We start from the raw sequence: 11,049 nt of genomic DNA, 5'->3' as shown, positions 1-11,049 counted from the left end.
CAGGAGGCGCAGCCGCTGCCGCGATCCAGACAACCCCTCCGTCATTGCGAGGAGGCGCAGCTGCTACCGCGATCCAGACAACCCCNCCGTCATTGCGAGGAGCGCAGCCGACGCGGCAATCCAGTTCCATCCACTCACTATTTCCCCCGCCGCATTGACCTACTGACAATGCGAAAAGCCAAACCTCTGGATTGCCAAGTCCGCTGCGCCTCCTCACAATGACGTGCCGGCTGGTGTGGCGCCGCCTTCGCCGCCTTCGCCCCTTCGCCGCCTTCGCCGCATTCCCCATATTCACCATTCCCGACGAAACTTTCAGCAAGCCTGCCAGCGGCGCCAAAACCCAGGCGGTAACCGGAATTCATAGCTGCCACACTGCTTGCAACCCTACGCCAGCGCCAGGCGAACCCTGGCTCTGGCCGCAGCCAAAGGCAACAGCATGCGAATATCGACGTCACCGCGCCCCAAGCGCCGAAGTTCACCTCACGAATCGGACTCTTACAGGGGAGGGCAGGCGCTCGCTCTTGCCCCTTAAGGAAACATGCCTTACCATCCGCGTTCATCTCTTGAACAAGAACGCATGACCCCGGCAGAAGAAGTCCACCTGCGTATCCTCCGGATCCTCGAGGAAGCGCCACAGATCAGCCAGCGACAGCTCGCCGAGCGTCTTGGCGCCAGTCTGGGGAAGACCAATTACCTGCTCAAGGCGCTGCTCGCCAAGGGCTACATCAAGGCGGGCAATTTTCTTCGCGCCGCGGACAAACTGAAATACGTGTACCTGCTCACACCCGAGGGCATCCACACGCGCTGACGACGCGACTACCTCGCCCGGAAAGAGCAGGAGTACATCGCGATGAAAGAGGAAATTGATCACATGCGCGCCGAGCTTGGCGTGGATACTACTGATCATTGATAGCGCGCTGCAGGCAGCCGCAAGGACCCGACCAGGGCCGTGAGGCTGCCCAAGCCAGTAGCTGGTAGTAGCAGAGACGAAACACGATTCCGGCATGGTGCCGGAACAGGCCAATAGCACGGCGAAGGTGGCCCCCAGTGGGGCAGCCAAAGCAAAAATGCTGAATGTAAAAACATTCGGGCATGGCGGTAGCGTGCCTGAAGGGCTTCACAGACCGCCGCCCCGCCTCGTCTTTCGCAATGACCGTGATGAGGCGGCCCCGTGCTTGTTGCGAACGAAACGCCGTATCCCGAGGGAGACGCTCGGGTTTCCCGAGCGTCAAGATCAATCCTTGACGCAGCTCCCCCGATAAATCTCCCGGGCGCCGCGGACAAACTCAAGTACGCGTATCTGCCGCCTCCCGATCCGTGCCGTGCCGCGCCGAGCTGGGCGTGGACAATAATCTTCGATAGCTCGACCGGCCCGAACGCCTGGCTGTCTTGATTCGCTGGACGATTCGCTGGACGATTCGCTGGCCTGACGAGTGAGCGAGGCTCCGGTCGCCTACGTCTCAATCGTTCGCGGAATAGAGTTTTCAATTTGAGAGAAATTAGCAATGGCACAGGTCATTCAGAACAGAAAAATCCGTATCGCGGTCGTTGGCTGCGGTCGTATTGCAAATAATCATTTCGCCTCCATTGCCACCCATTCCGACAATCTGGAACTCGTGGCCGTTTGTGACAGCAACGCTGCGACACTCGAGCTGCACAAGGCCCAACATCAGGTGCCGGGCTACCAACGTCTCGAGGATATGCTCACCACCGAGCAGCTTGACCTGGTTGTGCTCTGCACGCCGAGCGGCTTGCACTCCCAGCAGGCGATAGCCGCAGCTCGCCACGGCATCAACGTGATGACCGAAAAGCCAATGGCGACCCGCTGGAAAGACGGTCTGCGGATGGTCAAGGCCTGCGACCAGGCAGAGGTCTACCTCTTCGTCGTTAAGCAAAACCGCCGCAATACCACCCTGCAACTGCTTAAGCGGGCTGTTGAAGAAAAGCGCTTCGGCAAGATCTACATGGTCTCGCTCAATGTCTTCTGGACTCGTCCGCAGGACTACTACGACTCAGCGAAGTGGCGCGGTACGTGGGAACTCGATGGCGGCGCCTTCATGAACCAGGCCAGCCATTACGTCGATCTCATCGACTGGCTGATCGGCCCCGTCGCCAGCGTGCACGCCATGACCGCAACTCTCGGCCGCAACATCCAGGTGGAGGACTCCGGCGTCCTCAACATTCGCTGGCGTAGCGGCGCGCTTGGCTCCATGAGTGTCACCATGCTCACCTATCCGAAGAACCTGGAAGGATCCATCACCATCCTGGGTGAAAAAGGAACGGTCCGGGTCGGTGGCGTCGCCGTCAACGACATCCAGGTCTGGGATTTTGCCGAGCCCCGCGACTACGACGCCAACATCAAGGAAGCCAACTACGAAACCACGTCTGTCTATGGTCTTGGCCATCCCTTGTACTACAAGAATGTGATCGACGTCTTGCGCGGCGAAGCCGAACCCGAAACCGACGGGCGCGAGGGATTGGGTTCACTCGAAGTGCTGATCGCCGCATATCTCTCCGCCCGCGACGGCCATACCATTTCTCTGCCGCTGGAATACTGAGCGGCGCGCGTATGAGAATCGCCGTAATCGGGGGCGATAGCAACGATCAACGGCCTGTGTTCAGCCTGGCGCCTGGCTGAAGGCGGTGATCACGTCACCGTATTTGAACGGGGGCGATTGATGGCAGCCAACAGTTCAGCGTCGTCGAAATTGCTGCACGGCGGTTTACGCCATCTCGAAACAGGGCAGTTCCTTCTCGTGCGCGAGTCGCTGCACGAGCGCGACGCCTGGATCAAGCCTGCTCCCGTGCTGACCAGGCCGCTACCCATCGTGTTACCAATCTATCGCGCTTGCGTAGTGTTGCATTCTTGATGAGACCTTCGGCAAGCATCTGCCACTCTCCGTCTTTGCGAGGAGGCGAAGCCGACGCGGCAATCCAGAGGTTTGGCTTTTCGCGTGTTCCGTGTTCACTATGTCAATGCGGTGGGAAATAGTGAGAGGATGAAACTGGATTGCCGCGTCGGCGACGCCTCCTCGCAATGACGTGGGGGCTGGTGTGGCGGCGCATTCACCATGCACCATGCACCATGCACCATTCACCATTCCCGACTCGGCCGTCAGCAAAAGCATTACAACGGCGCGAAACCCACGCGGTAGCCGGAATTTATAGGTTCCATACCGTGCGCGACACTACACTAGCCGCCGTTCTCGCCGGATGCTTGGCGTGGGAATGAAGCGCTACGATCGGCTGACCGGCAAGTCCGTCCTCCCGAAAAGCGAACCACTAAGCGAGACGCAGGTGAGGTCATTCATTCCGACCCTGAAGACCGAAAGTATTCTCGGCGGCTTCCGCTACCACGATGCTCGGATGGATGATCGCCAACTCGGCAACCGCAGGGGCCGATACTGTCGAATCCTTCGCCGGAACTCGGCCCCTCGTCAAATCGGCCAGCGACCCAAACACGGCTCGTCGTGATTACGCAATTCAGCGCAACGGCAAGCTGCTTACTGTCTTCGTCGGCAAGTGGACGACCAGCCCGGCCCGCGCTGAAAAACTGCAACGAAAGGTGCATTGAAAATGAACGCCACAATCCATCCTACAGCCATCGTCGACGAGGGCGCCCAGATCGGCGAGGACTCCCGCGTATGGCATTGGGTTCATGTCTGCGGCGGAGCTCGCATTGGCAGGGGCTGCTCGCTGGGCCAGAACGTCTTTGTCGGCAATCGCGTGAGCATCGGCAACAACGTCAAGATCCAGAACAACGTCTCGGTTTACGACAACGTCACCCTGGAAGACGACGTTTTCTGCGGCCCGAGCATGGTGTTTACGAACGTCTACAACCCACGTTCGGCGGTAAATCGCAAAGACGACTATCGCGATACGCTCGTCAAACGGGGGGCGACCATTGGCGCCAACGCCACCATCGTCTGTGGCATAACCATCGGTATGCACGCGTTTATCGCCGCCGGTGCCGTCGTCAACCGCGACGTCAAGGCCTACGCCATGATGGCTGGGGTCCCCGCCCGACAGATTGGCTGGATGAGCGATCATGGCGAGCGCTTGACCTTACCCATCGAAGGTGACGGCTGTGCGGTTTGTCCGGCCACGGGAAAGAAATACCGTCTGGATGCTGGCAATCTGTCCAGCGAGAAGGAGTTGGAATGCAAGTAGAAGCCATTTATGACCATGGTCGCCTCGAACTACCGGCGAACTTTCGTCTCAAGCACGCGGTGGTGAATGTGCTCGTCATCGTTCCCGATGACGAGGTCTTGGCAGACTCGCCCAGCGGGCATGATCAGACCGCCGCTAGTCTTGCCCGCACGCCCGATCAATCGCCGCGAGAAGTTTCTGTACCGGGGGGCGCCATCCGCACGGCCATCGATGAAATTCTCGGTCCCTGGAAACAGCAACTCCACGCGGGCGCAGCGCTACGCGACGAAGATTTCGATCGCTTGCGCTATCAGGCGCTGGAGGAGAAGTCTCTTGGCCGCCAATAAGCATCTCGTCCTCGACGCCAGCGTAATTCTCGATCTATGGCTCCGCCCCGAACGTGCCATGGCGACCGAGGCACTGTTCGCCAGCGCGGAGCAGGGGCGGACGTCTCTATGGGTCAGCGCTGCAAGCCTTCCCACACTCGAGTTCGTCGCCGTTCGTCGCTGCAAGGAGCAAGGAATCGATCCCACGGTGGCTCGCTCCCTGGTCAAGCGCCTGATGCTCGACCTGTTGAACCGCGTCAGGGTCCTGAGCAACCGCGGCTACGAACAGGCGGAGTTGTACGCCAAATCCACAGACTTCGAAGATGCGCAGCTTGCCGCCAGCGCCCGCAGCATCTCAGCAGGGCAGGTGTGCATCGTTTCGTCCGATGCCGCTTTTGACGCTTTGGGCGAGTTTTCCTTTCAGCGGCCTGAACAGGCCCTGGAGTGGCTACGGCAGGAGAACACCTCCGAGCAGGAAACATTGAGTTTCATTGATCTCGCGGCCCAGCAGGTCGCGCTCCGACCACAGATCGAACGAAATATCGACATCGTGCTACACCACGGCCAATACATCATGGGGCCGGAAGTCAAGGCGCTCGAAGAGAAGCTTGCGGAGTACAGCGGTGCCAAGCATTGCATCACCGTGGCCAGCGGCACGGAAGCGCTGCTGATCAGCCTGATGGCCCTCGGTGTCGGTGCGGGGGACGAGGTGATCACCACCCCGTTCACCTTCGTCGCTACTGCCGAAGTCATCGTCTTGCTCGGAGCGAAGCCGGTGTTCGTCGATATCGAGCCCGATACCTGCAACATCGACGCTAGCAGAATTGAAGCCGCCATTACGCCAAAGACAAAGGCCATCATGCCCGTAAGCCTGTACGGGCAACCCGCGGATATGGACGAGATCAATGCCATTGCCGCCAAGTACAAGCTGCCGGTAATCGAAGATGCGGCGCAAAGTTTTGGTGCGGAGTACAAGGGAAGAAAGAGTTGCAACCTGTCGACGATCGGTTGCACGAGTTTCTTTCCTAGCAAGCCGCTAGGGTGTTATGGCGATGGTGGGGCGATCTTTACAAGTGATGATGCCATCGCTCTCGCCTGCCGGGAAATCCGCGTGCATGGTCAGAGCAAGCGCTATTGGCATACGCGTATCGGCGTTGGTGGGCGTATGGATACCCTGCAATGTGCCGTCGTCCTCGCCAAGCTGGAGCGTTTCAATGAGGAAATTGAGCAGCGTCTCAAGCTTGGTGCGCGTTACCAGCGACTCCTGGAAGATGTCCCCGCAGTACCACGCCTGGTTGTACGTTCCGACAGAAATTGTGTCTGGGCGCAGTTTACGATTCAAGTGCCGGATCGCGATGCCTTCCTCCATGCCCTCACTGCCGCCAACATTCCCACAGCTGTCCATTACCCGGTACCCTTGCATCGCCAGCCGGCCTACCACGAGTCGTGCCGGGTTTCCGGAAGTCTGGACTGCTCCGATCTCGTCGCATCGCGCGTGGTGAGCCTGCCGATGCATCCCTACCTTGAACAACGAGCGCAAGAGCGAATCATTGAGGCAGTTGTGAGGGCTGTCGCATGAAGATCCTGACCGTTGTCGGGGCTCGTCCCCAGTTCATCAAAGCCGCAGCCGTATCACGAGTGATTCGTGACCAATGCGGCGGGAGAGTTGAAGAAGTGCTGGTCCACACGGGGCAGCATTACGACGCGAACATGTCGCAAAATTTTTTCGACGAACTCGACATTCCCAAGCCGAGATACAACTTAGAAATCTCCGGCGGGCACCATGGAGCGATGACTGGCCGCATGTTGGAGGCTATAGAAAATACGCTAGTTAAGGAAGTGCCGGACTGGGTACTAATCTACGGCGATACCAATTCCACTCTGGCGGGAGCACTGGCGGCAGCGAAACTGCATATCCCGGTGGCTCACGTCGAGGCTGGGCTGCGGTCTTTTAATATGCGCATGCCGGAAGAAGTCAATCGCGTGCTTGCCGATCGTGTTTCCTCTCTTCTATTTTGTCCAACCGAAACGGCGGTTAATAACCTGAAGGCAGAGGGGTTGCGCAAAGGAGTAAGCAACGTCGGCGACGTAATGTACGACGTAGCACTATATTACCGTGATCATGCCCGTAGCCGCAGCCGCATCCTGCAGAGCTTAGCCTTATCAGAGCGAGGTTTTGCCTTGGCGACATGCCACCGTGCCGAAAACACCGACGACCCGCAACGATTGGGCGAGATTCTGTCCGGACTAACCCAGGTGGCAAAACAGGTTCCAGTGGTCTTCCCGTTGCATCCACGCACACGCAGGCTTTCTGAGGAATACGGCTACTCCGACTACCTTTCAGCCTTGATCGTAACTGAGCCCCTGGCTTTTCTGGATATGGTGGCTCTCGAGCAGTCTGCGCGTGTAATTCTCACCGACTCGGGAGGCGTACAAAAAGAGGCGTTTTTCTATGGCGTTCCCTGCATCACCATGCGTGACGAGACGGAGTGGGTGGAAACAGTGGAATCGGGTTTGAACTGTCTGGTAGGTGCATCAAGGGCACGAATAGCTGTAGCGTTCGCGAATATCGCTGACACCCCATCATTTATCCCTTGTGCGGGCGTTTACGGGCAGGGTAGGGCCGCCAATGATATTGTTAGTAAGTTGCTGTGATTTTATTTGCTATATCGTGATGCACGAAACAATGAAACACTTTCCCCCCACCAGCGCCAACGCCGCCTGACTAACTACTCCGTGGGCAGCAGCATCCTCAATCATTTTTGGCTCGCGTGCTGCGGGGGAGGGGCAGCCGGTACCGCGTCTCGCACACGAAACAATATCTAGTGGGTGCGGCTCCTCGTGAGTTCGGAGAGCTACCGAGGTGCGTGCTCGTGCCATCTTGACCTTGCTTTCCGGTAGAGGGGTAGCTCTTGCAGTTCCTCTCCTGTTAAGCCAAATTCTTTCGCGCGCTTATACCCCCAGCGATTTCGGGGATGCAGCTCTTTATATTGGTCTTGGCTCTTCTATTATCACACTGCCTACTGGGCGGTATGAGTCCGCAGTTCTCATTCCGCGGCGCAACAGTCTTGCTTGTTAGGCTGTCAGCGCTGCTCGATCGCCACAACAATCGCCTGAAGAACTATCGGGTGATGTCAGCGCAGCGCTTAGTTCGTGTTGCCGTTGACGGGGCGGTGGCGGTTGCGCCTGGTCTGATGTTTAAAATAGACATTGGCTTGGTTGTTGCTCTAATTAGCGGCTATACCGTTTCATCCATGTTAATGCTATGAGTTTTTTTATACCGCTGATCGGGCAAGTCGCGTGCCAATAAGTCTCCAGCGAATTGTCGTTCAGGCTAGAAGGTACCGAGCGTTTCCTGCGTACAATATGCCCCATGCTTTCATTAACTCGTTATCCGCAAGCTTCCCTGTGCTTCTGCTACCGTTGTTCTTCCCGGATTCCGTGGTGGGGCTATATGCTTTTGGGTTCCGGATTGTGCAAGCACCGCTGTCCCTATTGTCCTCTGCGGTAGGCAACGTAGTGAGTCAGCAATTGGCCGAGGCGTACGCTTCCGGTGGATGTGTTTACCATATCGTCCGTAGGTACCTTGTCCGTCTTGCCTGGTTATCACTAGAATTGCCCTCAATTCTATTTTTTTTGGGAAAGAGATATTTTCCCTCGTCTTCGGACCGGGTTGGGCACTTGCGGGAGACTATATGAAAATTCTGACTCCTTTTCTGATGTTAAACTTCGTCTCGGCGACTTTCGCAATGTTGCCCGCATTGTATAACCGTCAACGCACGGCCTTAAAAATCGAGATAGTTTTCGCCGCTGTTAAGGCGGCAGGAATTTTCATTGGAGGCTATTTTGGTAGTGTTACGATGGCGCTTGGGTTTCTTTCGGGCGGATCTTGTATTATTATTCTGTCGTATCTTTTTTTGGCTGAATCGCTTGGCTTCGTCCTCTCGGCTCGCGAACACCACTGCGCCGGCTAGGTAATTTCCTGCGTACCTATACGGCAGAATGGATTCGGCTTTAGAATTTTCTTGCAGGACTCTCATTTTCACTACCATGGGACGTTTGCGACTTCGGAAACCAGGAGGCAGATTTGCGCAAGCCAAAGTCCGTGATTAAAGGCGGGTTTGTGTTTTTTATGTTTATCCTCTAAACATTGGGGGCGGTATTGCCGGTATGACTTCAACTCTGGTGATGATTACAAATAACTACCCTTTCCTTGCCGATCACCGAGAGGTGATGTTCGTGCGTCCTGAGATTGGCCCGCTGAAGCGCCGCTTCGATCGGGTCATCATCGCACCCTGCGATACGACTGGCCCAAACGTTGACCCAGATAGTGGCTGCGAGATCGATACCACGCTCACGAAGCTCCTCGGTCGGGGATCAAGGGACCTTTTAAGACACATTCCCTTGGCCATAAAATCGAGCTCCAGAAGCATCTACTTTTCGGAGCTCGCTACCGCTTTCATTCGCTACGGTCCAAAAGGGCTGCTACGGGCAGTTTCATGGTCGCGTCGAGCTGCTGTAGCGAGCTACTGGGCAACCAGCCGCTTCAACACAGATGATGCCATCGTGCTTTACACCTATTGGAATACAGGAATAACAAAGGGGGTTTCGGAAGCAGCAAGGAGCGTACCAAACTGGTCGGTGGTCACGAGAACGCACGGCTTTGATTTGTATTACAACAGGGAAACACCGCCATATCTCCCTTTCCGTCCCCAAGTGTTTTATGACTTGGACAGAATTTACACGAATTATCTGCCCGGCGACCCAGTTCTTGAAGCAACCATGAAAGGCAATATTTCGTAATGCGTCAGCAGCTCGACAGGCTTCGCCAGAATAGCTTTGTGCGGTCAGCCGCCGTGCTGGTCGGCGGCACAGCTTTTGGCCAAATAATTGCGTTACTCGCACTACCGCTGCTCACGCGACTCTACACGCCGCAAGATTTCAGTGTACTAGCGGTGTACGCCGGCCTTTTGGGGCTCATGTCGGTTGCTGCTAGCTTGCGTTTCGAGATTGCCATCCCCCTGCCGGAGAAGGATTCTGACGCTTTGACCCTGTTGGTCGTGGCGCTGTCACTCGCCGCACTGGTTTCATGCCTCTTGGCAGTCCCAGCGTTGCTGTTCCCGCGGCAACTAGCGCAGTTGTTTGGCCAGCCGGCCTTCCAGGCTTATGTGTGGCTACTGCCTATCGGCGTGATGCTTGTCAGCACGTACAGCGCCGTTCAGTTCTGGGCGACGCGTGACAAGCAGTTTGCATTGATCGCGCGAACCCGCATGGTGCAAGCTGTTGGTGGTGCAGGGACGCAGCTCACGTTCGGTGTGCTCGGGCTGGCGCCCCTCGGCCTGCTCATCGGCCACATGATCAGCAGTGGCGCAGGTGCCTTTGGTCTCGGGCGAAGGGTGTTCGCGGACAACCGGACGGCGCTGTCCCGTGTTGGCTGGGCCGAAATGTGCCGTCTGTTTCGCGATTACGATCGGTTTCCAAAATACTCTTCGTTCGAAGCCTTTGCGAACATCGCGGGCATTCAGGTTCCCATGCTGATCATCGCGGCGACCGCCTTGGGGCCCGAGGCCGGTTTCCTGGTACTCGCCATGCGTGTGATGCAGGCGCCGATTGGCTTGATCGGCTCTGCAGTGGGGCAGGTCTACCTCTCTCGTGCGCCGGACGAGGATCGGGCTGGTCGCCTGGGGGTGTTCACGGCCAACATCATGGGCGGCTTGATCAAGACGGGGGGTGGGCCCACTGGCTTTTGCCGGCGTGGTGGCTCCAGGTGTGTTTGCGATCGTCTTCGGGGAGGAGTGGCATCGTGCGGGAGTGCTGGTGGCATGGATGACGCCGTGGTTCATCCTTCAGTTTCTCGCTTCGCCCGTGTCGATGGCCTTGCACGTAACGAACCAGCAGAGGCTCGCCTTCTTGGTTCAGCTTTTTGGCCTCATTCTGCGCGTCGGCCTGGTGGTGCTGGCAATGTACATACTTGACACAAGAGTTTCCGAAGTCTATGCCGTCTCGGGCCTAATCTTCTACGCGGGCTATCTGGCGCTTATCCTGCGAGTCGTGGGGTGCTCGGCGTCTGCCCTGTATGCCCCGCTCAAGGCCGCTTTTCTTTTCGTGTTACCGTGGCTTGTTGGCGGGCTGCTTTGCAACTACCTTATTGGGCAGGTCGTGGCGAAGGCCAATTATTAGCAAACGATAATATACAATATGACTACTCCCTCCGTTTTGGGTGCGAGCTCCCTATCGCCTCACCATGCTTCATGCCGATGGCACAACTTCCCCGTCGCGGCCGGATTGCGGCATGCCCGGACAGCTAAAGGTCTTGATGATGGCGGCCCGGATGCGTGCTTAGGTCACTGGCTGCTCAAAGGTTCGCAAGTACAGACTGTCGCCCAGTTACGTGAGCCGTTACATTATGTTCTCGGCGAGGTTGCGGTAACCGCTATCATTCTTTCAGGCGGCGCTCCTCTGGGCCTCGATCTCTTTGAGGATGGCGCCACCGGGATGATCGTCTCGCTAGGGAGCCGTGCCGTCCCGCCGGGGGGATGGTGGCGCGGGCGTCCCGGTCGACAATGGCGACATG

12 protein-coding genes are annotated in these 11,049 nt (G+C 57.3%); all 12 read left to right on the top strand.

Annotated features, from left to right (window positions below; genetic code table 11):
• Positions 1-577: 577 nt before the first annotated feature.
• The 12 genes from E4Q23_RS20085 to E4Q23_RS20030 all read left to right on the top strand — a co-directional run bounded on the left by E4Q23_RS20085 (position 578) and on the right by E4Q23_RS20030 (position 10,450).
• Positions 578-808, top strand: a complete 231-nt coding sequence (locus E4Q23_RS20085; RefSeq protein ID WP_169068281.1) for a MarR family EPS-associated transcriptional regulator — start codon at positions 578-580, stop codon at positions 806-808.
• A 697-nt stretch (positions 809-1,505) separates the two neighbouring features.
• Positions 1,506-2,558 (top strand): Gfo/Idh/MocA family protein, encoded by a 1,053-nt coding sequence (locus E4Q23_RS20080; protein ID WP_169068280.1) that lies wholly within the window; start codon positions 1,506-1,508, stop codon positions 2,556-2,558.
• A 36-nt stretch (positions 2,559-2,594) separates the two neighbouring features.
• Positions 2,595-2,870: an FAD-dependent oxidoreductase gene (locus tag E4Q23_RS20075; protein ID WP_423753365.1), complete on the top strand. Its 276-nt coding sequence runs from the start codon at positions 2,595-2,597 to the stop codon at positions 2,868-2,870.
• Positions 2,871-3,370: 500 nt separating this feature from the next.
• On the top strand, positions 3,371-3,574 hold the full coding sequence (locus E4Q23_RS20070; RefSeq protein WP_169068279.1) for a hypothetical protein: 204 nt from the start codon (positions 3,371-3,373) through the stop codon (positions 3,572-3,574).
• A 2-nt stretch (positions 3,575-3,576) separates the two neighbouring features.
• On the top strand, positions 3,577-4,170 hold the full coding sequence (locus E4Q23_RS20065; protein WP_169068278.1) for an acyltransferase: 594 nt from the start codon (positions 3,577-3,579) through the stop codon (positions 4,168-4,170).
• Positions 4,161-4,496 carry a hypothetical protein gene (locus E4Q23_RS20060; RefSeq protein WP_169068277.1) on the top strand — a complete coding sequence of 112 codons (336 nt, stop codon included), beginning with the start codon at positions 4,161-4,163 and terminating at the stop codon, positions 4,494-4,496. Before E4Q23_RS20065 ends, E4Q23_RS20060 begins: the two co-directional genes overlap by 10 nt.
• Positions 4,483-6,054 (top strand): aminotransferase class I/II-fold pyridoxal phosphate-dependent enzyme, encoded by a 1,572-nt coding sequence (locus tag E4Q23_RS20055; protein ID WP_272873722.1) that lies wholly within the window; start codon positions 4,483-4,485, stop codon positions 6,052-6,054. The genes E4Q23_RS20060 and E4Q23_RS20055 overlap by 14 nt, the downstream gene beginning before the upstream one ends.
• Positions 6,051-7,130 carry a non-hydrolyzing UDP-N-acetylglucosamine 2-epimerase gene (gene wecB / locus E4Q23_RS20050; protein ID WP_169068275.1) on the top strand — a complete coding sequence of 360 codons (1,080 nt, stop codon included), beginning with the start codon at positions 6,051-6,053 and terminating at the stop codon, positions 7,128-7,130. The genes E4Q23_RS20055 and wecB overlap by 4 nt, the downstream gene beginning before the upstream one ends.
• Positions 7,131-7,450: 320 nt before the next feature.
• Complete coding sequence (locus E4Q23_RS20045) at positions 7,451-7,744, top strand: hypothetical protein (RefSeq protein WP_211203856.1); 294 nt, start codon at positions 7,451-7,453, stop codon at positions 7,742-7,744.
• Positions 7,745-8,170: 426 nt separating this feature from the next.
• The gene (locus tag E4Q23_RS20040) at positions 8,171-8,449 is read left to right on the top strand and encodes a hypothetical protein (protein ID WP_169068273.1); all 279 of its coding nucleotides are present in this window, start codon (positions 8,171-8,173) and stop codon (positions 8,447-8,449) included.
• 196 nt (positions 8,450-8,645) lie between these two features.
• Entirely contained in the window at positions 8,646-9,278 is a 633-nt protein-coding gene (locus E4Q23_RS20035; RefSeq protein WP_169068272.1) for a hypothetical protein, read from the top strand.
• On the top strand, positions 9,278-10,450 hold the full coding sequence (locus E4Q23_RS20030; RefSeq protein WP_169068271.1) for a lipopolysaccharide biosynthesis protein: 1,173 nt from the start codon (positions 9,278-9,280) through the stop codon (positions 10,448-10,450). Before E4Q23_RS20035 ends, E4Q23_RS20030 begins: the two co-directional genes overlap by 1 nt.
• Positions 10,451-11,049: the final 599 nt, after the last annotated feature.

Source organism: Candidatus Accumulibacter phosphatis, from assembly GCF_012939955.1.
Lineage (GTDB): Bacteria > Pseudomonadota > Gammaproteobacteria > Burkholderiales > Rhodocyclaceae > Accumulibacter > Accumulibacter delftensis.
This window is presented reverse-complemented; position numbering and strand designations above follow the sequence as displayed.